The organism is Micromonospora sp. NPDC005172, from assembly GCF_040608555.1.
Classification (GTDB): Bacteria; Actinomycetota; Actinomycetes; order Mycobacteriales; family Micromonosporaceae; genus Micromonospora.
In genome coordinates, this window is sequence record NZ_JBEXIL010000012.1 from 1 (window position 1) to 21,341 (window position 21,341).

22 protein-coding genes are annotated in these 21,341 nt (G+C 72.8%); 10 read left to right on the plus strand and 12 right to left on the minus strand.

Translation table 11 applies throughout. The annotated features are described in order from the left end of the window. Positions 1–43 precede the first annotated feature (43 nt). Both ABZV06_RS10640 and ABZV06_RS10645 read right to left on the minus strand, forming a co-directional pair. The gene (locus ABZV06_RS10640; protein WP_355620355.1) at positions 44–916 is read right to left on the minus strand and encodes an aldo/keto reductase; all 873 of its coding nucleotides are present in this window, start codon (positions 914–916) and stop codon (positions 44–46) included. A gap of 97 nt (positions 917–1,013) precedes the next feature. Continuing rightward, the gene (locus ABZV06_RS10645) at positions 1,014–1,973 is read right to left on the minus strand and encodes a LysR family transcriptional regulator (protein WP_355620358.1); all 960 of its coding nucleotides are present in this window, start codon (positions 1,971–1,973) and stop codon (positions 1,014–1,016) included. Between ABZV06_RS10645 and ABZV06_RS10650 the strand changes: the two genes are divergently transcribed. Next, a complete protein-coding gene (locus tag ABZV06_RS10650) occupies positions 1,956–2,909 on the plus strand; it encodes a serine hydrolase (RefSeq protein ID WP_355620361.1) in 954 nt (317 codons plus the stop codon). The genes ABZV06_RS10645 and ABZV06_RS10650 overlap by 18 nt on opposite strands. Positions 2,910–3,062: 153 nt before the next feature. Continuing rightward, on the plus strand, positions 3,063–4,037 hold the full coding sequence (locus tag ABZV06_RS10655) for an MBL fold metallo-hydrolase (RefSeq protein ID WP_355620363.1): 975 nt from the start codon (positions 3,063–3,065) through the stop codon (positions 4,035–4,037). Between the two features lie 32 nt (positions 4,038–4,069). Here ABZV06_RS10655 and ABZV06_RS10660 read toward each other — a convergent pair whose 3' ends face one another. The 3 genes from ABZV06_RS10660 to ABZV06_RS10670 form a co-directional block, all read right to left on the minus strand. Continuing rightward, complete coding sequence (locus tag ABZV06_RS10660; protein ID WP_355620366.1) at positions 4,070–4,552, minus strand: DUF1697 domain-containing protein; 483 nt, start codon at positions 4,550–4,552, stop codon at positions 4,070–4,072. A gap of 85 nt (positions 4,553–4,637) precedes the next feature. Further along, a complete protein-coding gene (locus tag ABZV06_RS10665) occupies positions 4,638–5,306 on the minus strand; it encodes a response regulator transcription factor (protein ID WP_355232793.1) in 669 nt (222 codons plus the stop codon). Next, positions 5,303–6,460, minus strand: a complete 1,158-nt coding sequence (locus tag ABZV06_RS10670; protein WP_355232794.1) for a sensor histidine kinase — start codon at positions 6,458–6,460, stop codon at positions 5,303–5,305. The genes ABZV06_RS10665 and ABZV06_RS10670 overlap by 4 nt, the downstream gene beginning before the upstream one ends. A 169-nt stretch (positions 6,461–6,629) precedes the next feature. Between ABZV06_RS10670 and ABZV06_RS10675 the strand changes: the two genes are divergently transcribed. Beyond that, positions 6,630–7,379 (plus strand): ABC transporter ATP-binding protein, encoded by a 750-nt coding sequence (locus ABZV06_RS10675; protein WP_355620369.1) that lies wholly within the window; start codon positions 6,630–6,632, stop codon positions 7,377–7,379. Beyond that, positions 7,376–9,802, plus strand: a complete 2,427-nt coding sequence (locus tag ABZV06_RS10680) for an ABC transporter permease (protein WP_355620372.1) — start codon at positions 7,376–7,378, stop codon at positions 9,800–9,802. The genes ABZV06_RS10675 and ABZV06_RS10680 overlap by 4 nt, the downstream gene beginning before the upstream one ends. Before the next feature lie 23 nt (positions 9,803–9,825). Here the strand turns inward: ABZV06_RS10680 and ABZV06_RS10685 are convergent, their stop codons facing one another. From ABZV06_RS10685 to ABZV06_RS10700, 4 genes are read right to left on the minus strand one after another with little or no spacing between them, the layout of a single operon-like run. Further along, the gene (locus tag ABZV06_RS10685) at positions 9,826–10,389 is read right to left on the minus strand and encodes a heme-binding protein (protein ID WP_355232797.1); all 564 of its coding nucleotides are present in this window, start codon (positions 10,387–10,389) and stop codon (positions 9,826–9,828) included. 31 nt (positions 10,390–10,420) lie between these two features. Next, the gene (locus ABZV06_RS10690; RefSeq protein ID WP_355232798.1) at positions 10,421–11,158 is read right to left on the minus strand and encodes a hypothetical protein; all 738 of its coding nucleotides are present in this window, start codon (positions 11,156–11,158) and stop codon (positions 10,421–10,423) included. 2 nt (positions 11,159–11,160) lie between these two features. Continuing rightward, positions 11,161–11,958 carry an ABC transporter permease gene (locus ABZV06_RS10695; protein ID WP_355620375.1) on the minus strand — a complete coding sequence of 266 codons (798 nt, stop codon included), beginning with the start codon at positions 11,956–11,958 and terminating at the stop codon, positions 11,161–11,163. Then, positions 11,955–12,851 carry an ATP-binding cassette domain-containing protein gene (locus ABZV06_RS10700; RefSeq protein WP_355232800.1) on the minus strand — a complete coding sequence of 299 codons (897 nt, stop codon included), beginning with the start codon at positions 12,849–12,851 and terminating at the stop codon, positions 11,955–11,957. The genes ABZV06_RS10695 and ABZV06_RS10700 overlap by 4 nt, the downstream gene beginning before the upstream one ends. 132 nt (positions 12,852–12,983) lie before the next feature. Between ABZV06_RS10700 and ABZV06_RS10705 the strand changes: the two genes are divergently transcribed. The 4 genes from ABZV06_RS10705 (at position 12,984) to ABZV06_RS10720 (ending at position 17,051) form a co-directional block, all read left to right on the plus strand. Continuing rightward, the gene (locus tag ABZV06_RS10705) at positions 12,984–14,237 is read left to right on the plus strand and encodes a histidine kinase (protein ID WP_355620378.1); all 1,254 of its coding nucleotides are present in this window, start codon (positions 12,984–12,986) and stop codon (positions 14,235–14,237) included. After that, positions 14,216–14,980, plus strand: coding sequence for a response regulator transcription factor (locus ABZV06_RS10710; protein WP_355233075.1), 765 nt, complete (start codon positions 14,216–14,218; stop codon positions 14,978–14,980). The genes ABZV06_RS10705 and ABZV06_RS10710 overlap by 22 nt, the downstream gene beginning before the upstream one ends. A 63-nt stretch (positions 14,981–15,043) precedes the next feature. After that, positions 15,044–16,468 carry an ATP-binding protein gene (locus tag ABZV06_RS10715; protein WP_355232802.1) on the plus strand — a complete coding sequence of 475 codons (1,425 nt, stop codon included), beginning with the start codon at positions 15,044–15,046 and terminating at the stop codon, positions 16,466–16,468. A gap of 88 nt (positions 16,469–16,556) precedes the next feature. Then, entirely contained in the window at positions 16,557–17,051 is a 495-nt protein-coding gene (locus ABZV06_RS10720; protein ID WP_355232803.1) for a hypothetical protein, read from the plus strand. Positions 17,052–17,156: 105 nt separating this feature from the next. Here the strand turns inward: ABZV06_RS10720 and ABZV06_RS10725 are convergent, their stop codons facing one another. Beyond that, a complete protein-coding gene (locus ABZV06_RS10725) occupies positions 17,157–17,936 on the minus strand; it encodes a D-Ala-D-Ala carboxypeptidase family metallohydrolase (protein WP_355232804.1) in 780 nt (259 codons plus the stop codon). A gap of 305 nt (positions 17,937–18,241) precedes the next feature. Between ABZV06_RS10725 and ABZV06_RS10730 the strand changes: the two genes are divergently transcribed. Both ABZV06_RS10730 and ABZV06_RS10735 read left to right on the plus strand, forming a co-directional pair. After that, positions 18,242–18,880, plus strand: a complete 639-nt coding sequence (locus tag ABZV06_RS10730; RefSeq protein ID WP_355232805.1) for a hypothetical protein — start codon at positions 18,242–18,244, stop codon at positions 18,878–18,880. 45 nt (positions 18,881–18,925) lie between these two features. Continuing rightward, entirely contained in the window at positions 18,926–19,390 is a 465-nt protein-coding gene (locus ABZV06_RS10735; RefSeq protein ID WP_355232806.1) for a PPOX class F420-dependent oxidoreductase, read from the plus strand. A 12-nt stretch (positions 19,391–19,402) separates the two neighbouring features. Here the strand turns inward: ABZV06_RS10735 and ABZV06_RS10740 are convergent, their stop codons facing one another. Together ABZV06_RS10740 and ABZV06_RS10745 are read right to left on the minus strand one after the other, a co-directional pair. Then, positions 19,403–20,044: an NAD(P)H-binding protein gene (locus tag ABZV06_RS10740; RefSeq protein WP_355620381.1), complete on the minus strand. Its 642-nt coding sequence runs from the start codon at positions 20,042–20,044 to the stop codon at positions 19,403–19,405. Positions 20,045–20,097: 53 nt separating this feature from the next. After that, positions 20,098–21,330 carry a serine hydrolase domain-containing protein gene (locus tag ABZV06_RS10745; RefSeq protein WP_355620384.1) on the minus strand — a complete coding sequence of 411 codons (1,233 nt, stop codon included), beginning with the start codon at positions 21,328–21,330 and terminating at the stop codon, positions 20,098–20,100. Positions 21,331–21,341 lie beyond the last annotated feature (11 nt).

Below are 21,341 nucleotides of genomic sequence, written 5' to 3' on the forward strand. Positions count from 1 at the left end.
GGCCTTGTTCAGGTTGAACCTCTGCGAACTGGCGCCAGAGCAGTCAGCCAGTTGAACGGCGGCGCCCTCCGCGGTGGAGCCACCGGCGACCCGGGTTCGGGCCCTGCCGCCCGGCCTCGCCCTTGTCCAGCCCGGTGATGCGCTCCATCGCCGCGTCGTCCAGCTCGAAGTCGAAGATCCCGGTGTTCTCCTCGATCCGCTTCGGGGTGGTCGACTTCGGGAAGATGATGTCGCCGCGCTGCACGTGCCACCGCAGCACCACCTGCGCCGGCGTACGGCCGACCTGCCCGGCGATGTCGACCACCGTCGGGTCGTTGAGCACCTTGCCCTGCGCGATGGGCGACCAGGCCTCGGTGAGGATGTTGTGCTCGCGACCGTAGGCGCGGACCTCGTCGTTGGTGAAGTACGGGTGCGCCTCGATCTGGTTGACCGCCGGCACCACGCTCGCCTCGTCGGCCAGCCGCTGCAGGTGCGCCACCTGGAAGTTCGACACGCCGATCGAGCGGGCGCGACCGTCGCGCTGGAACTCCTCCAGCACCTTCCACGTCGAGACGTAGTCGCCGTCGTACAGGGTCGGCAGCGGCCAGTGGATCAGGAATAGGTCGATGTAGTCCATCTTCAACGCCGACAGCGTCGAGTCGAACGCCTTGCGGGCGTCGTCCGGGCGGTGGAAACCGTTGTTCAACTTGCTCGTCACGTACACCGAGCCGCGGTCGAGGCCGGACGTGCGGACGGCCTCGCCGACCTCGGCCTCGTTGCCGTACATCTCGGCGGTGTCGATGTGCCGGTAGCCCACCTCGAGCGCCGTGGTCACCGCCGCGGCGGTGTCCTTCGGCTCGATCTGGAACACCCCGAAGCCGAGCTGCGGGATCGTGGTGCCGTCGTTCAGGCTGATGTCAGGAATCGTGAGTGCCACTGCGGCTCCTTTGCGTATTCGTTATCCGTTATCCATACCCGGGCAGGTGGACGATTCACCGCCCAAAGCGAAGTGACGAGCGCAACGGCGATTCGGTTCACCCGGTCGTGTCGAACAGCACCGGCCAGGGCCGTGCCGCCGGCACCGACGGCGACGTGGGTGGCGCCGGCTCGGCGGTGGCCAGCACCTCGGCGGCGAGCTGCCCGACCATCGGCGCCGCCGGGTGGGCCGACCGCTGCGGCCAGACCGCCGAGGTGCGTCTGGTCAGCGACGCGTCGGCGAACGGTCGCCAGGCGATCCGGGGTTCCCGGCGGGCCAGGGTCGCCGGCTCCACGGCGACCCCACCGCCGGCCAGCACCAACCCGAACAGGAACTCCGGGTTGCGGGCGGGCCGTACCCGGGTCGGCTGCCACCCGTGCCGCCGGCACACCGCGAGCAGGTGGTCGTGCCAGCCCGGCGCGGTGGCCCGGGGCGCGGCCACCAGGTCCAGGCCGGCGAGCGCGGCGAGCGGTACCTCCCGGCCGCGCGCCAGCGGCGAGGTCCGCGGCAGCAGCACCCCCAGCGGTACGTCGACAGGGGCGCCGAAGCGCAGCCCGTCCGTGTCGACCGGGTGGTGCACGAGCCCCACGTCCAGGCTCCGTTCGGTGAGCATCCGCACCTGCTCGGCGGTGGTCAGCTCGTGCAGCTCCAGGTCGAGGCCGGGCGCACGGGTGGCGAGCTGGTCCAGCAGAGCCCGCAGCGTCACCGCGGGAGTCTCCGGCGGCACACCGGCGCGCAGGACGCCCAGCTCACCCGCGCGGACCTGGACCATGAGGTTGCGCAGCCGGCCCTCCCCGGCGAGGAGTTCCTCCGCCTCGGCGAGCAGCAGACCACCGGCGGTGGTGAGTCGCACCTGTCGGCGGGAGCGGTCGAACAGTTCGACGGCCAGTTCCCGTTCCAGCCGCTGGATCGACTGGCTCAACGGCGGCTGGGCCATCCCGAGACGGTCGGCGGCCCGTCCGAAGTGCAGCTCGTGGGCGACCACCACGAAGTGCCGCAGATGTCGGAGCAGGTCCACGGCCGGACCCTACGCCAGCGGCGGGGCACCGCCAGTGGATACCGTGCCGGGGTGGACGTGGGGGAGCGGATCGAGGCCATCTTCGCCGACGCCGGGGTGACCGCCAGCCTGCACGTCGTGGACCTGGACGCGGCGGGCCGGGAGGTCGGTGTGCGGGCCGACGAGCAGGTGGTGATCGCGTCGATCTTCAAGATCCTGCTGGTGCTGGAGTTCGCCCGGCAGGTCGAGGCGGGCCAGGTCGACCCGACCGAACGCGTCCTGGTCACCGCCGCCGACCGGCTCGGTGGTTGGGGGCTGGCCGGCTGCGCCGACGACGCCGAGGTGTCGTTGCGGGACCTCGCGTACTTCGCCATGTCGGTGAGCGACAACACGGCCGCCGACCTGCTGTTGCGCCGGGTCGGCCCGGACCTGCTGCCGATGCTCGCCGCCGAGCTGGGCCTCGGCCGTACCCGCGTTCTCGGCGGCCCACGGGAGCTGGTCGAGATGATGCTCGCCGACGTGGGGGCGCGTACCGAGGTGGAGTTCGCGCGGATCTTCCCGACCCTGCCGGCGGACCGGGTCCGGGCCATGCGGGTCTTCGACCCCCAGCGCACCACGTCCAGCACGGCGCGGGACATCACCCGGCTGCTCGGCCTCATCTGGCGGGACGAGGCCGGGCCGGCGTCGGCGTGCGCGATGGTCCGCGCCTGGATGGCCCGGCAGCTTTTCTGGACCCGCCTGGCCGCCGGCTTCCCGCCCGCCGTGCGGGTGTCCGGCAAGACCGGCACCCTGCCCGGGCTGCACCTGGAGGCCGGAGTCGCCGAATACCCCGACGGCGGCCGGTACGGAATCGCCGTCTTCGCCCGCGCGGACGATCTCGCCCCGCGCCGGATCGACGTGGACCTGGCCGTCGGGCGGGCTGCCCGCACGGCCGTTGAGGCCTTGCGCGGCGACTGAGTTTCCCGCGACCTCCGGCGGTGGAAACCTGCGCTGAGCAGGCTCGATATGCGGTGACGTATCGGTGGTGAGCGCTTTCGATCTTGGACCGGAGCGTGGCGGTGCTGGTTGGCTCGTCTCGACCGATCACCCGAACACGGGGAGCAGCTCCACATGCCCAACCTCGACCGCCGTCGCTTCCTGCGCGACGCCGCAGCCACCACCGCCCTGGTCTCCGCCGGTGGCCTCGCCGCCTCGACCACCCCTGCCCAGGCCGCGCCTCCGCCCGCCGCACCCACGCCGACCGGCCGTCCAAGGGGCGCGGTCAGCTTCCGCTGGTGGGGTACGGCCGGCTGGCGCATCGACATCGCCGACCGGACCATCCTGGTCGACCCGTTCCTCAGCCGGATCGACGCCGGCCTGTTCGCCGGCGCCTTCAAGACGGACACCCCGTTGGCCGTGCGCACCGACGTGATCGACCCGCGCGTCGACAAGGCCACGACCGTCCTGGTCACGCACACCCACTGGGACCACTTCATGGACGTGCCGTACATCGCCGGGCGTACCGGCGCGCGGGTGTTCGGCACGCTCACCGCGTACCACCTCGGGTTGGCCTACGGGGTGCCGTCGGCGCAGCTCAGCGCCGTCAGGGGCGGGGAGGTGCTCGACTTCGGCGACCACACCGTCGAGGTGGTCGGCTCGCTGCACAGCCGCAACGCGTCGTACTCGGTGGCCTTTCCCGGGGTGCGGGTGAGCCAGCCGGCGCAGCCGGCGACCATCGCGGACCTGCCGGAGGGCGACACGCTGGGCTACCTGCTGCGGGTCGAGGGCGGCCCGTCGGTCTACCTCACCGGGGCCAGCGACGTCGCCGAGCGCAACCTCACCGGCCTGGCGCCGGACGTGGCGATGGTGGCCATGCAGAGCGCCACCACCACCGCCGACTACCTGCCCCGGCTGCTGGCCGGTCTGGACTACCCGAAGGTCGTGGTGCCGGTGCACTGGGACAACTTCGAGACGCCGCTGCGGAACCCGCCGGTCGTCGCGCCGGCCGACCGCGCCCGCCTCGACGACATGATCGCGGCGGTGCGTCGGATCTCGCCCCGCAGCCGGGTGCTGGTGCCCGAGTACGAGACCGCGTACCACTTCTGACCGGTCCCGGGCGGGCGTCCGCGCCCGCCCGGTCAGCCGGCCGCCAGCTCCGCCAGGGTGCGCACCGATTTCCAGTTGCGGGTGGTGCCCACCACGCCGAGCTTCTTCTCCAGGTACGCGTTGGTGAACTTCGTCCGGCCGTAGCCACCGTCGGGGAAGTGCAGGAAGACCTCGCGGCCGGTCACCGTGAACGCCGCGTTCTCACCACCGGGCACGGTGAGCGCGTCGGCCAGGGACTTCTTCGGCGCTACCGCGAGGAAGGCCACCAGCAGCCGCTTCGGGTCGTCGTCGATCTCGGCGTACGGGTTGCCGCCCGCCACCGCCGCCAACTCCCGGCCGCTGCGCACCAGCACCGGCACGGTGAGCCCCAGCTCGTCGGTGAGCGCCCGCTCGATGCCGGCGGCCAGCTTCTCCGCGTCGCGCACACTGCTGCCGAAGACCACGTTGCCGCTCTGCAGGTACGTCGTGACGTCGTCGTGCCCGAGGTCGGTGACGATCCGGCGCAGGTCGGCCATCGCGAGGCGGTGCTGCCGACGTTGACCCCCCGCAGCAGGGCGACGTACCGGGTCATGGCTCCTCCTGGGTGTACGGCCGACCGGCTCAGCGTAGGCCGCCCGGCCCTACCAGTCCCGTCTCGTACGCGACGATGACCAGTTGCGCGCGGTCGCGCACCGCCAACTTCGTCAACAACCGCCCGATGTGGGTCTTGACCGTGGCCTGGCTGAGGTTGAGATGCCCCGCCAGCTCGGTGTTGGACAAACCACGGCCGATCAGCGTGAGCACCTCCCGTTCCCGTTCGGTCACCCCGTCGAGTTGTCGGGGCAGGGGTCGGCTCGGCTCCGGCCGCCGGGCGAACTCGTCGATCAGCCGGCGGGTCACCGTCGGCGCGAGCAGCCCCTCACCGGCGGCGACCACCCGGATTCCGGCCAACAGGTCCGCCGGCGGGGTGTCCTTGAGCAGGAATCCGCTGGCACCGGCGCGCAGCGCCCCGTAGACGTACTCGTCGAGGTCGAACGTGGTCAGGATGATGACCCGGCTGCCGGCCGTGGCCGGGTCGGCGCAGATCCGACGCGTCGCCTCGATGCCGTCCATCTCCGGCATCCGGACGTCCATCAGCACCACGTCCGGCCGGTGCTGCCCGGCCAACGCCACGGCCTCCACCCCGTTGCCCGCCTCGGCGACGGTGGTGCAGTCCCCGCTGAGGTCCACCAGCAACCGGAAGCTCCCGCGCAGCAGCGCCTGGTCGTCGGCGATCAGCACGCGGATCACGCGGCCACCCGGTAGGGCAGGCTGGCGCTCACCGCGAAGCCACCGTCGGAGCGGGGACCGGCCCGGAACTCCCCGCCGTGCAGCGCCACCCGTTCCCGCATGCCGATCAACCCGTGCCCCTCGCCGACCGTCGACACCGGTCGCCGGCCGTCGTCGGTCACCTCCACCCGCACCTCGGTGGGCAGGACGGTCACCGTGGCAAGGCAGGCGGCCGGAGCGGCGTGCTTCACCACGTTGGTCACCGCCTCCTGCACGATCCGGTAGACCGCGAGGCCCACCGACTCCGGCACCGTGGCGGCCGGCTCCTCCCGCCGTACGTCGAGCCGTACGTCGACGCCGCCGATCGCCGCCTGCTCGGCGAGCACCGGCAGCTCGTCCAACCCCGGCGTCGGGGCGTACGGGGTGCCGTCGCGCAGGACGCCGAGGACCCGACGTACGTCGGTCAACGCGCCACGGCCGGTCTCCTCGATCACCCGTAGGGCGGCACCCGCCTCCCGAGGGTCGGCCTCGGCGACGTGGTTGGCGACGGCGGCCTTCACCACGATGAGGCTCAGCGTGTGGGCCACCACGTCGTGCAGCTCGCGGGCCACCCGCAGGCGTTCCTCGGTGGCCGCCTGACGGACCAGGTGGTCACTCTGCCGGGCGGCCAGGGCACGCCGCTCCCGGACCAGCCAGCCGATCAGCCAGGCCGGCGCGATCATGACGAGGGCGTAGACGACTGCCCCGGTCCGCGACCAGAGGTCACCCGCGGTCACCACCAGCGCGACGCTCACCAGGGCGAGGCAGGCGGCGGCGCTGAGCATCGATCGGCGCGTGGTCGTCGACACCGCCACCGTGTAGAAGGACAGGCCGATGGCGAGGGCCGGCGCGGCAGCGGCGAAGTTGGGGATCACGCCGGTGATCAGGGCGACGGTGGTGACCGCGCTGATGACGGCGGCGACGGCGACCGGCCAGCGTCGCCGGACGGCCAACGGCAGCCCGAGGGCCATTCCGACCAGCACGGAAATCCAGAGTGGCTCGCGGACGCCGCCGTGCAGCGGCGACTCCAACGCCGCGTACGGGCAGAGCAGCCCGCCGACCGCCGCAGCCAGGACGGCGTCCACGACGTACAGGTCCGCCGGCCGCAGTCGCCGGGACAGCAGGTGAGCGATCACGCCACGAACGCTATCGACAAGCGGCGGCGGGCGCGTCCACCCGTGGGCCGTCATCCCCGGGTACGACTCCGGGTCGCCTCCCGCTCCCGAGGTCCGCCCAGGGGCGGGCGAGAGAGTGTCCGCGCTGGCACGACGCCTGACACCGGCCGGAAGCGGCACTGTGACGGCCATGACCACAGACACGGTGACCCTGACGGGACTACGCGCGGTGTACGGCACCCCGGGACGGCCGGTGACGGCGCTCGACGGCGTGACGACCAGCTTCGCGAGCGGTACGTTCACGGCGGTGATGGGCCCGTCCGGCTCGGGGAAGTCCACCCTGCTGCACTGCGCGGCCGGGTTGGACACCCCGACCGAGGGGACCGTCACGATCGACGGTGTCCGACTGGACGACCTCGGCGAGGACGAGCTGACCCGACTGCGGCGGGACCGGATCGGCTTCGTGTTCCAGGCGTTCAACCTGGTGTCCACACTGACCGCCGCGCAGAACGTGGAGTTGCCGTCCCGCCTTGCCGGTCGCCGTCCACCGGCCGGGGACGTGGCCGCCGCGCTCGCCGCCGTCGGACTGGCCGACCGGGCCGGGCACCGGCCGAGTGAGCTGTCCGGTGGCGAGCAGCAGCGCGTCGCCGTGGCCCGAGCGTTGATCACCCGTCCGGCGGTGCTCTTCGCCGACGAGCCGACCGGCGCGCTGGACAGCGGGGCGTCGCGTCATGTGCTCCGGCTGCTGCGCGCGCTTGTCGACGACCACGGGCAGACCGTGGTGATGGTGACCCACGATCCGGGCGCGGCCGCGTACGCCGACCGGGTCCTCCTGCTCGCCGACGGGCGCGTGGTCCACGAGTTGACCGACGGGATCACCGCCGCCGTCGTCGCCGCCCGGATCGCCGAGCGGGAGACCGTCGGGGAGCCGTCGTGGTGAGCGTCCGGCGTTCGGCCAGCGCGTTCGTGGCCGTCGCTCTCGGGGTCGCGCTGGTCGCGGCGGCGACCCTGCTGCTCGCCTCCGGCCGGCCGCAGGTGCCGGACCGGCTGGCGCGGGCGGCGGTGGTGGTGCAGAGCCCGGAGGCGGGCGCCTCTCCCGACTCGTTCGTGCCGACCCGCCCCTGGTCCGCCGAGGTCGCGGCGGACCTCGTCGGCAAGCTGACCGAGTTGCCGGGCGTCGTGGCGGCCGTTCCGGACCGGACCTTCTACGCCCAGCCGCTCGTCGACGGTCACCCCGTGGCCGTCGACAGTCGGCGCGAGGACGCCCACCAGGGGCACGGGTGGTCCAGCGCCCAGCTCGGTGGACTGCGCACCACGGCCGGCGGTCCGCCCCGCAGGGCCGGCGAGGTGGCCGTCGACCGTGCGCTCGGGCTGCCGGTCGGCGCGTCGATCACCCTCCTCACCGCCTCGGGTCCGGAGCCGTACACCGTGCGCGGTCTGGTCGCCGCACCCGGCGTCCACGTCGCGGACGAGGTGGCCGCCGTGCTCGCGCCCGGCGTCCGGGCGATCGGTCTGCTGCTCGCGCCCGACGCCGACCCGGAACAGGTCGCCCTGGCGGCGCGTGGTGTCGTCGGCGGCGATGGACGGGTGCTGACCGGCGACGCGCGTGGCGCGTTGGAGCCTCGTGGTGACGCCCGCACCCGGTGGATCGGCATGCAGGTGCTCACCGCCACGGCGGCCCTCGCCGGCTTCGTCACGGTGTTCGTGGTCGCCTCCACCTTCGCGTTCACCGTCGCGCAGCGCCGCCGCGAGCTGGGTCTCCTCCGCGCCGTGGGCGCCACCGGGCGTCAGGTCCGCCGCCTGGTGTACGCCGAGGCGCTCGCCGTCGGGGCCGGCGGTGGAGTCGTCGGCCTGCTGGTCGGCGCGGCGCTCGCCCCGGCGTTGGGTCGGCTGCTGGTCGACGCCGGTCTGGAGCCGGCGACCTTCGCGGTCCGCTACAGCCTCTGGCCGGTTGCGGTCTCGCTCGTCGCCGGACCGGTGATCGCGCTGCTGGCCGTCTGGTCGGCGTCCCGACGGGCGGCACGGGTCCGCCCGCTGGAGGCGTTGCGCGAGGCCGCGGTGGAGCAGCGGCCGATCGGGCGGGTGCGGGTCGCCACCGGTGTGCTCCTGGTCGCGGCCGGGTTCGCGCTCAGCGTCGGAACGGCGACGGCCGACGAGGCCCGGATCGCCGCGCAGTACGCCCTCTACGCGGTAATGGCCCTGGTGGCCGGTGCCACAGTGCTCGCGCCGGCGGTGGTCGGGCCGGTCGTACGGCTGCTGCGGTCACCGGTGCGGCGGCCCGGGGGCGCGATCGGGATGCTGGTCCGGGGCGGGGCGTTGACCGCCACCCGACGGACCGCCTCCATCGCCGCGCCGGTTCTGCTCACCGTCGCGTTCGCGGTGCTGGTGTCCGGGATGGTGCGCACCACGACCGCCGCGTACGCGGCAGGTCGGGCGGACAACGTGAACGCCGGTTGGATCGTCGTGCCCGAGCGGGGACCGGGTCTGTCGGACGCGGCAGTCGCCGAGACCGGCGGGACCGCCCTCCTGCCGACCACGGTCTACCGCACCGACCCCCGGGCGCTGCCGGCGAACCGTCCACTCACCGCTCTCGGCGTGGACCCGGTGGGCTTCGCCGCCGCGAACCGGGTGCTCACCGTCGTCGCCGGTTCGCTGGACGACCTGCGGGGCGACGACACGGTGGTGGTCACCGCCGCGACGAACCTGCGCCCGTCCGCACCGTACGAGGTGGTCTTCGCCGACGGCAGGACGGTGTCGCTACGCGTCGTCGCCGTGGTCACCGACGGCTCGCTCCCCGGTGACCTGCTGGTGCCCCGGGCGGTGGTGCGGGCGCACGACCCGTCGGCCCTGACGTCCACGGTGTACGTCCGGGACCGGATCGGACCACCCGTCGGTGGGCGGGTCGTCGACGTCGCCACCTGGGCTGCCGAGGCGGACGCCGCCGAGGAACGCCTGGTGTGGCTGTTCACGTTGCTGCTCATCGGGGTGTCCGCCGGCTACGGGGCCATCGCGGTCGCCAACACGTTGCTGCTGGCCGCCGCCGGTCGGGCCGCGGACCTGCGGCTGATCCGGCTGGCCGGGGCGACCCGGAGGCAGGTCGTCTGGCTGGTCACGGCGGAATCCGCCCTGGTGGTGCTGATCGGCGCGCTGCTCGGTGGGACGGTCGCGCTCGTCGGTCTGCTCAGCATCCGTGCCGGCCTCGCCGAGCAGGTGGGCGCACCCGTCGACCTGGTGGTGCCGTGGACGGTCGTCGGCGCGGTGGTGGGGCTGTGCCTGCTGCTGGCCGTCCTCGCGAGCGTGCTGCCGACGTGGCGGGCACTGCGGCACCGCCCCGCGCGGTCCCCGCTCGGCACGGTCGGATGACCGCCTGCCGGGCCACCGCCCGTTCACTCCACGACCGGCAGCACGACCTCGTTGCGCCGCAGGAACCATGGCTTCCACGGCGGGTCGAAGCGCGCGTACCGGATGGCCCCGGTGGGTTGCAGCCCGGCGGCGGTCACCGACCGGCCGAGCAGGGTGGCCCGCCGGCTGAACGCCTGCTCCGTCCACCGACCGGAGAAGCGCACGGCCGCCGCCAGTTGGGCCCCGACCGCACGGATCCGCACCCGGGCGTCCACCGGCTCGGGCACCGTCGCGGTGGTGACGGTGGCCGGCAGGACGAACTGGATCAGGTACGCGCCCGGCCGCTCGCCCTCGATCTGGACGACCGGCACGGTCATCGCGATCTTCTCCGAGTCGCTGGCCGTCGACGTCGCCGGCACGCCGGACCCGACGGGGTGCCGGGCCCGGTTGGCGCCACCGACGTACGCGGCCAGCGGCCGGAACGCCTCGATCGGCGCCCGGGTGAACGACGCCTGGACCTGCATCTCGGCCACCAGGTGGGCCGGGTAACGACGCAACTCGAAGCCGGGGTGTCGGGACACCACCCGGTACGGCTGCTGCTCGGTCATCGTGCGCTCCCAGGATCTCCTGGGACTGACGCTACCTGCCCTCGGGCTCCCGCTCGGCCGAAGTCGGCTGTCCCGCTTTGGGGGCGACGGTCCGCCAGTACTGGCGTCCACCCTCGTCGCGCAGCACCACCCCGAGCCGGCCGAGTTCACGGCGCAGTTCCCGCACGTCGTCGCGGCGGTCCCGTCCGAGAGCCCGGTCGCGGGCGCGCAGCAGCGCGTCCGCGCCGGCCGGTAGGCCGGGCAGGTCGGGCACCCACAGCCGGTACGCGGACCGGTGCGGGTCGTCGTCCGCCCAGGCCCAGCCGTGCGCGTGGAACGCCTCCGCCAACTGGACCGCCGGCAGGTCCGTCGACTCCCGCAGGAGTTCCGCGCCGTGGCCGTCGAGCAGCACCAGGTGCTTGTCGGCCAGGAAGACCACCCGGGTGTCGGCCCGCGCGGCGGTGCGGATCTGGTCGGCGCGGCGCAGCCGGACCTGCACCCCGTCCACGGTGACGATCAGCCGTTCGGCGGTGCCGACGCCGGCGACGACCAGGCCGGCGAGGACGCCCACGGCGATCGCGCCGAGGGTCGCCTGCGGCTCGGGCAGCCGGTCCAACCACCTGACGAGGTCGCCGAACGGTACCCACGACAACCGGGCCAGCCACCCCGTCGACGCCGCGAGGAGCCAACCGGCGCCCGCGCCGAGCAGCGGGAAGCCACCCCACAGGACGACCAGTTCCAGCGGACCACCGGTGACCACCGTGTGGGGGCGACAGTCGGCCGCGTCCATGGTCAGGACACCTCGCGGTGCAGCGTCCGGACCAGGCCGGCGGCCAACGGAAGGACCATCCAGACGAGCAGGGACACCGCCAGCCGCCCCCACTGTCCACCGGTGAGCGCATCGCTGCTGAACAACGGCTCCATGGTCCGGCTGGTGTCCAGCCACTCGGCCGGACCGCGCAGGGGCCGGACCATCTCGCCGAGCACCGACCAGAGCGTCGGCAGCAGCAGGTAGCCGACGATCGCCAACGGCGTGTTGAGCAGCAGCAGGCCGAAGGCGGCACCCATCAGCACCACGGCCACCTGGACGATCACCCCGTTGACGATCAGCGTCGCGCCGACCTGCCAGGTGCCCGCACCGCCCGTGGCCGACGCCACGAGCGTCCCGACGCTGGCGACGGCGACGGCGACCAGCACAGAGGCGACCGCGGCCAGCACCACCGCGATCAGCTTCGCGGCCACCACCCGTTCCCGCCGGGGCACCAGCGCGTACGTGGTGAGGGCGGTGCGCTGCGACCACTCGCTGGTGATCGACAGGATGCCCAGCACCGGCAGGAGCACGTTGGCGGGCAGCAGCGAGGTCACGAAGAAGGTGCCGAAGGTCTGTTCGGCGTCCTCCGCGTAGATCAGCAGGAGGGTGACGACCGCGACGACGACGAGGCCGATGGTGATCAGCAACCAGCGGCCGGCCCGGGTGTCGACGAGCTTGCGCAGTTCCACGGCGGTGAGCCGGAGCAGTGACGGTCGGCGTACCGGGGAATGGTGCCGGGGCGCGACGGCGCCGGCGGTGGGCGCGGTGGTGGTGGTCATCGGACGGCCTCTCTGGTGGATTCGCCGGCGGTCAGGGTGAGGAAGAGCTGTTCGAGGCCGCCGCTGCCGGCCGGGCGCAGCTCGGTCAGCGCGACTCCGGCGTCGGACGCGGCCTGGCCGACCGTCTCGGCGTCCGCCTGCACGAGCAGGCCGTCGGCGCTGTCGGCGGCGGTCAGGTCGGCCGCCTCCAGCGCCCGACGCAGCGCCACGTCGTCGCGCGCCCGCACCACCGTGCCGCCACCGGCCAGCAACTCGTCCTTGCTGCCCTGGGCCACGATCCGGCCACCCCCGATCACCACCAGCCGGTCCGCGACCGCCTCCACCTCGCGGAGCAGGTGGGAGGAGAGCAGCACCGTGCCGCCCCGGTCGGCGAAGTCGCGCAGCAGACCCCGCATCCAGAAGATCCCCTCCGGGTCCAGGCCGTTCGCCGGCTCGTCGAGGATCAACACCCGGGGGTCACCGAGCAGCGCCTGCGCCAGGCCGAGCCGCTGGCGCATGCCCAGCGAGTACGCCCGTACCCGACGCTTCGCCGCCACCGCGTTCAACCCGACCAGGTCGAGCTTCGCGGCGACCTCGCGCTTGTCCAGACCCAGGGTGTACGCGGACAGCGTCAACGCCTCGCGGCCCGTGCGCCCGGCGTGCTGGGCGGAGGCGTCCAGCAGCACGCCGACCTCCCGTCCCGGGTTGGGCAGCTCCCGGTAGGGGTGTCCGGAGACGGTGGCGCGACCGGCGGTCGGTGTGGTCAGCCCGCAGATCATGCGCATGGTTGTCGACTTGCCGGCGCCGTTGGGGCCGAGGAAGCCGGTGACGGTGCCCGGCTCGCACTGGAACGACACGTCGTCCACCGCCGGGTGCGGCCCGTACCGCTTGGTGAGGTTCTCCACGCTGATCATGCGGTCGAGCCTGCCCGCGCCGTCCGGTCATCCGCTGCGGCCACCGGTCGGCGTCGCGTCGACCTTGGTCGACGCTCCGGACGATACTTTGGTAGCTGGTTGCCGGTGCCCGTTGCTGCCTAGCATGGGCGCGTGACCAGCCTCGCCGTCCCGGAACACCCCTGGCTGCTGCCAGGGGAGCTGGTCGTGCCGGGCGAACGTGACCGGGCACACCCGCGCCGCACCACCCGCGACTGGATCGTGGACAGCCTTGCGTTCCTGGCTGGGCTGCTCTGGGTGTTGTTCGCCACCGTGGACGCCCTGTCGCCCGCTCCGGAGACGGCGATCCCGCTGCCGCACGACTGGATGGCCGGCGTGGACGCGCTGCTCGGGCTGGCCTCCTGCGGGCTGCTCTGGGTGCGGCGACGGTGGCCGCTCGGGTTGGCGGTGGCCACCCTGCCGCTGAGCGCCTTCTCGTTGGCCGCTGCCGTCCCGCTGCTGATTCTGTACTTCACCGTCGTGGTGCACCGCCGCACCGCCGTCGCGATCGCGTTAACCGGTGCCGGCCTCGTTACCAACCTGATCTTCAGTTGGGCACGCCCGGATCCGAGCTGGCCGTACTGGGCCACCGTGTCGTGGGGCGTGGTGATCACGTTCGCCGTGCTGGCCTGGGGGATGTTCGTGCGGGCCCGGCGGCAGTTGATCGTGTCGCTGCGCGAGCGCGCCGAGCGTGCCGAGGCCGAGCAGCAGTTGCGGGTCGCCCAGGCCCGCCACCTCGAACGCACCCGCATCGCCCGGGAGATGCACGACGTGCTGGCCCACCGGATCTCCCTGCTCAGCCTGCACGCGGGCGCGCTGGAGTTCCGCCCCGACGCGTCGGCCGACGAGGTCGGGCGGGCGGCCGGGGTGATCCGAGCCAGCGCGCACGCCGCCCTGCAGGACCTGCGGGAGGTCATCGGGGTGCTCCGGGCCGAGGGCGACGCCACCGGCGACGCGCCCGAGCCGCCGCAGCCCACCCTCGCCGACCTGCCGGCCCTGGTGGACGAGTCGCGGACGGCCGGGGTGCGGGTCAACGTCAGCGACAGCGTCGCCCGGCCGGAGGAGGTGCCAGCGGCGCTGGGGCGGGCCGCGTACCGGATCGTCCAGGAGGGGTTGACCAACGCCCGCAAGCACGCGGCCGGCGCGGCCGTCACCGTGGACGTCGCGGGCGGGCCGGGCACCGGGCTGACCGTGGCGATCGCCAACCGGTGGCCGGTGGGCGCTCCGGTCGGCGGCACACTTCCGGGCGCGGGCACCGGCCTGGTCGGCATCAGCGAACGGGTCACCCTGGCCGGCGGGCGACTCGCCTACGGTCGGGACGACACCGGCGACTTCCGGCTGGCAGCCTGGCTGCCGTGGCCGGCGTGACCGGGCCGGCCGGCGGGCCTGGCTCTCCTGACGTGCGCGGCGCCCGCGACGGGTCCGGCCCGGCCGGCGGGGCGGAGCCGGTACGGGTGCTGATCGTGGACGACGACGCGCTGGTCCGGGCGGGGCTCTCGATGATCCTCGGCGGCCTGCCGGACCTTTTGGTGGTGGGCGAGGCGGCCGACGGCGGCGAGGTGCCCGCTGCGGTCGCCGCGTACGCCCCCGACGTGGTGTTGATGGACATCCGGATGCCCCGGGTGGACGGGCTGGCCGCCACCGAGGCGCTGCGCACGCAACCGCACCCGCCCGAGGTGTTGGTGCTCACCACCTTCGACGCCGACGAGCAGGTGCTGCGGGCACTGCGCGCGGGCGCGGCCGGTTTCCTGCTCAAGGACACCCCGCCGGCGGACATCGTGCACGCGGTACGCCGTGTCGCCGCGGGCGAGGCGATGCTCTCTCCGACGGTGACCCGCACGCTGATCAAGCACGTGACCGCCGCCAATCCGGGTCTGCCCGGCCCCGATCCGCGTCAGGAGCGGGCGCTGCGCCTGCTCGGTGGGCTCAGCGAACGGGAGCGGCAGGTCGCCATCGCCCTCGGTCGGGGCCGCACCAACGCGGAGATCGCGGGGGAGTTGTTCATGAGCGTGGCGACGGTGAAGGCGTACGTCTCCCGCCTGCTGACCCGACTCGACCTCAACAACCGGGTCCAGGTGGCCCTGCTCGTGCACGACGCCGACCTCGTCTGAACAACACGGATGAGGTTACACTCATTTCTGGTTGTTCCATCGTTGGCAGTATCAGGGGTGATCGTGGACGGCTTTGTGGGGAGGGACCGGGAACTCGACCTCCTGAGCGGCATGCTCTCCCGTGTGCAGCGAGGCGGCCGGGCTGGTCGCCCGGGTCGCGCCCTGCTCATGCGCGGTCGCCGACGGGTCGGCAAGTCCCGGCTCGTGGAGGAGTTCGTCGAGCGAGCTGAGGTCCCACACCTCTTCTTCACCGCCTCCGCGCAGCCGACCGCCGCGGCCGATCTCGCCCTCTTCGTGGAAGCGGCGGCCGCCTCCACGTTGCCCGGAGCGCACCTGTTGAGCGAGCAGCATCCACGGACCTGGGACGCCGCGCTCACCCTCCTCGCCGCCGCGCTGCCGACCGACCGGCCGAGCGTCGTCGTCCTGGACGAGATGCCGTATCTCATCGCGAGCGATCCGGGCTTCGAGGGCACGCTCCAGAAGGTCTTCGATCGCGAGCTGTCCCGGCGGCCGGTCCTGCTGATCTGCGTCGGCTCGGACCTGGCCATGATGGAAGCCCTGAACGACTATGGTCGGCCGTTCCACCAGCGGGCCACCGAGATGGTCATCCCTCCGCTGAGCCCGGCCGACGTCCGCGACATGCTCGATCTGGCCGCCGCCGACGCGTTCGACGCCTATCTGGTGTCCGGCGGTCTGCCGCTGATCCTCGACGAGTGGCCGACCGGCGCGTCGGTGCACGAATATCTGGCCGACGCGGTACGCGACCCGACCTCGGCCCTGCTGGTCAGCGGCGAACGCGCGCTCGCGGCGGAGTTCCCACCCCAGTCCCAGGCGGGCCTGGTGCTGCGAGCCATCGGCACCGGTGAGCGGACCTTCACGCTGATCTCCCGCGCGGCGGGGGATCTACCGCAGGCGTCCCTGAACCGCGCCCTGGGTCTGCTGACCCAGAAGCGGGCCGTGGAGGTCGCCGTCCCGCTGTCGACCAAGCCGTCGCGGGAGACGAGGTATGCGGTGGCTGATCCGTACCTGCGTTTCTGGCTGTCGTTCCTGGGGCCCCACCTGGCCGAGATCGAGCGTGGGCGAGGTGACCTGACCTTGGAGCGGATTCTGCGATCGTGGACGTCCTGGCGAGGTCGGGCGATCGAACCTGTCGTCCGCGAGACGATGCGCCGGCTGCCCGGAGGCACGCTGCCGGCCGAAGCATCGGTGATCGGCGGCTACTGGACCCGTACGAACGACCCCGAGATCGACATCGTCGGTGCCGATCGTGGGCCGGTCGCTCAGCGCATCTGCTTCGTCGGCTCGGTGAAGTGGCAGGAGAACCGCCCCTTCGATGCCCATGACCTGGGCAGACTGCTTCTGCACCGGTCCCGGCTGCCCGGAGCGGACGAATCGGTGCCGACCGTTGCCGTGTCGCGCAGCGGCACCGCCGTCGACGGAATCCACGTGCTGTCGCCAGAGGATCTGCTCAGCGCGTACCGGGATTGAACTTTCGTCCGATGCCGGCCGTACCACTGCCCGAGGATGTCGGTGCGGTGGGTCCGCCGTACCGCTGCCGAACTGCGGGAGGCCTGCCGTGCGAGTTGGTGAGCAGTCGACGGATCCCATCGACCAGGTGCTGGGTGAGGTGCCAATGCCGGCGCCACTGACCCCCGAGGATGTCCGGCTCGCGGTCCGGGCGGTGGTCGTGCACACCGCCGAGGAGTGGCCGACCGGGCCGCTGTGCCGCAACGACGGCGCTTCCTATCCGTGCCGCCTGCATCGGTGGGGGCGGCGGGTCCTGGAGACACACGGGCTCAACGAGCGGCAGATCGAGGCGCTGATCCGGCACGGCAACCCGTTCGTGCACGTGCCCTTCCCGTTCACCGCGACCGGGCCGTCGTCCGCGCGGCCGACCGGCGTCCGGCCGGCGACGACCGCCGGCCACGCGGCGCCGCCACCCGGCCGGGCCGGACTGCCGGCGCGGCACCAGGCCGCGCGGGTCACCCCCACGGGGGTACGACCTGCTGCCGCTGCCGGCCGACCGGCGGCTCCCGGTGTCACCGCGCCGCGCTGGCCCCGGGCGAGCTGAACGGCCTACCCCGAGCCGCCCTTTAGGGGACGACACGACGCCGGCCCGACGCGGGGTTCCCCACCCGCGCCGGGCCGACGTCACGCCGACCGGCTGGTCCAGTCGTCAGCCGCCGATCCCGCAGTCCGGCGCGGACCAGCTCGTCGTGTTCGAGCTGTTGTCGCTGTTGTTCTCGCGCCGTGAGTCGACGTGCACGTGGTCGTCGTGATCGGGGTAGCCCGGCCCGTAGATCCCGCTGAAGCCGTGGTTACGGGCGTCCTTCGCCACCCGGCACAGCGACGACGTCCGTGAGGTGACGTCGGCCGCGTTGCCGTACAGGTGCTGACTGTCCGACGCGCCGCCGACCTGGTTGTTGCAGGCGCGGCTGCGGTAACCGCTCGACACGTTCAGCGGCTTGTCGCCGAGGCTCTTGCGCAGCGCCTCCAGCTTCCACATGGTGCGCAGCGCGTTCTGCTTCGTCTGGGCCGCCGACAGGGGGCCGCCGCTCCAGCCGCTGCCGCCGCACCCGTTGTCCAGCTCGCCGTAGCTGAAGTGCGCGGGGGTGCAGTCGTTGTCCTGGAGTTGGTACAGCTTGGCGTAGGTCTGCGGGCCGGCGATGCCGTCGGCGCGTAGCCCGTACGCCTGCTGGAACCGCTTCACCGCGGCGGCGGTCTTTGGTCCGTAGCGGCCGTCGTTCTCCACGATGTCCCGGGAGCCGGCCCAGCCGGCGACGCGGATCTGCAACTGACGGACGTCGTCGCCCGAGCGTCCCTGGTACAGGTTGCGGTTCCAGGTGTAGCAGCCGTCCGCGTACGCTGCCGGCGCGGCGACCACCGCGGCGATCGCTGCCCCGGGCAGTGCCAGGGCGAAAGCGACTGCGACTCGCTTCAAGGTGTTTACGCGCACAGAAGTCCTCCCGATAGGAGAGCGAATGGGGTGGGCTCTGGGACATCGACCGGGACGTCCCGTGATTTCCACCCTCGCACTGATCAGGGCGCTTGGCGGCAATAACGAGAATTGTCCTCACGAATCGCCCGTTCCTGGGCGTCGCCTGTGAATTCGGCTGATTTGTGAAACAGCCATTTCCCCCGATCGCGCAGGTAGCGCGAGAACTGCACCGAACGTCGCAATCAGCCACACCCAGGGTGATGTTCCTCGCCGACGAGCAGCCGGTAACGTCAGCCTCGGGCGGCGGACGGGCGGAGGTGCACGTGGCACGCGGTGGCGTCTTCTGTGTCGAGGGTCAGTGGCACCGCGACCTCAACGAACGCGGCTCCGTGCTGCCCACCCTCGAACTGCTGGAGCGGCTGGGCAAGATCCGGTTCATCCACAAGGACGCGGCCACCCGCGACGAGTTGTTCTACTTCCTGGACCGCTGGCTGCTCAAGCAGTACGCCGACCACCGCGTCGGCTTCTTCGCCATGCACGGCGAGCCGAGTCGCCTCTGCCTCACCGACTGGCAGTCCGTGGAGCTGAACGAGGTGGCCGAGCTGATGGCCGGCCGCTGCGAGGGGCGCAGGCTCTACTTCGGCAGCTGCTCCGTGCTGCGCGCGTCGGACGCGGTGCTGCGCGAGTTCCTGGAGGTCACCGGCGCGGCGCTGATCTGCGGCTTTACCCGGGACGTCGACTGGGTCGAATCGGCCGCCTTCGAAACCGTCCTGCTCGACGTGCTGGCCAACGGGCAGCGGCACAACGCCGCCGAACTGCGGATGGGCTCGGCGCACTGGGCGCCACTCGCCTCGTACCTCGGCTTTCGGGTGATCTACGCCAACGGCCGGGCCTGGCGCCCGGCCGGGCGACCTCGCGTGCCCAGCCAGGCGGTGCCACCCACCGCTGCCCGCCCCCGCTGACCCCCACCGCCCCCGGACCCGCCGCCGCCCTGGTAGGAACGAGAGATGGCGCCAAGCATCGCGAAGAACACCCGGGTCGACCGGGACGCCCTGCTCGACTTCCTCCGCCCGCGACACCGGGTGGTGCTGATGACCACCCGGGCCGACGGCCGCCCGCAGTCCTCCCCGGTCTCCGCCGGCATCGACGGCGAGGGCAGGCTGGTCGTGTCCACCTACCCCGAGCGGGCGAAGGTGACCAACATCCGCCGCGACCCCCGGGTCTCGGCCTGCGTGCTCTCCGACGACTGGAACGGCCCCTGGGTGCAGCTCGACGGCACCGCCGAGGTGCTGGACCTGCCCGAGGCGCTGGAGCCGCTGGTCGAGTACTTCCGCAGCATCTCCGGCGAGCACCCGGACTGGGACGACTACCGGGCGGCCATGGTGCGTCAGGGCAAGTCGCTGATCCGGGTCACCATCGACGCCTGGGGTCCGATCGCCACCGGCGGCTTCCCGGCCCGCCTCGCCGACTGATCGCGCTGTCGCTCAGTACGCGGCGGTGAACCGCGTGTTGACGTACCGGGGCTGCTCGATCTCGTCGACGATCGCGACCGCGAGGTCCTCATAGGTGAGCACCGAGCGGCCCTGGTCGTCGGTGATCGGCTCGTCGGTGCCCGTCCGGTAGTGCCCGGTGCGGTCGCCGGGGTGGAATTCCAGCGGTGGGGGCGAGACGTAGGTCCAGCGCACCCCGTCGGCGGAGCTGCGGTAGTAGTCCAGCGCGTCGGCCTGGCCCATCGCCGACTCCCGGTACTGCTCGGGGAAGTCCGGTTCGTCGAGGAACCGGGTGCCGCGTGGCGTGAGCAGGGTGGAACCGCCACCCAGGTGGATGATCCGGGGCGCCGCCGGCATGGCCCGCAGGGTGGTCACCAGGGTCTCGGCGGCGCTGCGCCATAGCCCACGCTCGCCACCACCGATGGCCACCACCAGGGCGTCCGCGTCCGGTGCCAGCTCCCGGACGCTGCGCTCGCTGGTGGCGTCGCCGGTGACCGTCCGCACGCCGTCCGGCAGGTACGAGGTCGCCTCCGGACGACGGACCGCGGCGATCACCCGGTGCCCCCGGTCGGCCGCCTCGGCGGCGACCCGCGATCCGGCGGTGCCGCCCGCGCCAAACACGACGATGGTGCTCACCAGCCCAGGCTAGGGACCGGGCCGGCCGCCCGCCCGTCAAACGGCGATCCCGGTCAGTCGACCAGGGCGGCGTAGACGAGCTGGCGCAGTTGGGAGCGCAGTGGGTAGGTGCTCGACGGCATGAGCTGCGTGAACAGGAGCGCGGTGATCTCCTCGGCCGGGTCCACCCAGAAGGCGGTGCTGGCGACCCCACCCCAGTAGTACTCGCCGACGCTGCTCGGCACCCGGCTCGGAATCGGATCCTCGACGACCGCGAAGCCGAGGCCGAAGCCGATCCCGTCCAGGGTGCTCTCGGCGAAGCCACCGGAGGACAGGGTGCCCAGGTCCTGCCCGCCGGGCAGGTGGTTGCGGGTCATGAAACGCACCGTGCGAGGCCCGAGCAGGCGTACGCCGTCCAACTCGCCGCCGCGCAGCAGCAGTTGGGTGAAGCGGTGGTAGTCGGCCGCGCTGGAGATCAGGCCACCGCCACCGGAGAGCAGGCCGGGCTTGTGGTGCGCGAGGGTGCCGAGCCGGTCGTAGCGGGTCGCCCGCCCGTTGCGCGGATCGGGCGCGTAGAGCGCGGCCAGCCGCTCGGCCTCGTCGCCCTCGACCCACCAGCGGGTGTCCGTCATGCCCAGCGGGGCGAAGATCCGGTCCGCGAAGAAGGCGTCGAGGCTCTGCCCGGAGACCACCTCGACCAGTCGACCGAGCACGTCCGTGGCGACCGAGTAACCCCAGGCCGTACCGGGCTCGAAGAGCAGCGGCAGTCCGCCGAAGACTTCACAGGCCGTGGCCAGGTCGACGTCCGCCGGCGGGTACAGGTCGTAGCCGGCGGCCCGGTAGAGCCCGTCGACCACCGACGTCTGCATGAAGCCGTACGTCAGGCCGGCGGTGTGGGTGAGCAGATGCCAGACCCGGATCGGCTCGGTCGCCGGCACCGTGTACGGCTTGAGCGTCGAGCCTTTCGAGTAGACCCGCATGTCGGCGAACTCGGGCAGCCAGCGGCTGATCTCGTCGGTCAGCTCGAAGCGGCCCTCCTCCCACAGCATCATGGCCGCGACCGAGGTGACCGGCTTGGTCATCGAGTAGATCCGCCAGAGCGTGTCGGTTTCGACCGGCGCCCCCGACTCGCGGTCCCGAACGCCGTACGTCGAGGAGTGCGCCACCTCGCCGCGGCGGGTGACCACCACCTGCCAGCCGGCCAGCCGGCCGTCGTCGACGTACCTGCCGAAGTGCTCGTCGATCCGGGCCAGCCGCGCCGGGTCGAAGCCGATCTCATCCGGGTCATTGCTCCGCGCCACACTCACGCCGCCGAAAC